Source organism: Ralstonia sp. ASV6 (assembly GCF_016429285.1).
GTDB classification, from domain to species: Bacteria; Pseudomonadota; Gammaproteobacteria; order Burkholderiales; family Burkholderiaceae; genus Ralstonia; species Ralstonia flaminis.
In genome coordinates this window covers 1-302 of the sequence record NZ_JAELUI010000656.1, presented here as the reverse complement: position 1 = coordinate 302, position 302 = coordinate 1, and the positions used below count along the sequence as shown (strand labels likewise).

The 302-nt window shown below is 74.8% G+C and carries 1 pseudogene; it reads right to left on the bottom strand.

Annotation, left to right across the window (positions count from 1 at the left end):
- Positions 1-174: 174 nt before the first annotated feature.
- Positions 175-302, bottom strand: a pseudogene (locus tag JHD73_RS28790) (IS3 family transposase); the annotation flags it as partial.

Here is a 302-nt window from a genome sequence, read left to right as displayed (position 1 = left end):
CCCCCCCCCCCCCCCCCCCCCCCCCCCCCCCCCCCCCCCCCCCCCCCCCCCCCCCCCCCCCCCCCCCCCCCCCCCCCCCCCCCCCCCCCCCCCCCCCCCCCCCTTTTCACGCAGACGACGGCATACGCGATCAGGCGCCATGTCTCGTGGGCTCGGAGATGTGTATAAGAGACAGGTCCAGATGTAGGTGAAGTCCGCCACCCACTTCTGGTTCGGTGCGTCAGCCTGGAATTGGCGGTCCAGCACGTTGGCCGCAATGGCGCAGCGCTCGCCATGGTCCTTGGGCAAGCCTCGCCGCCTGG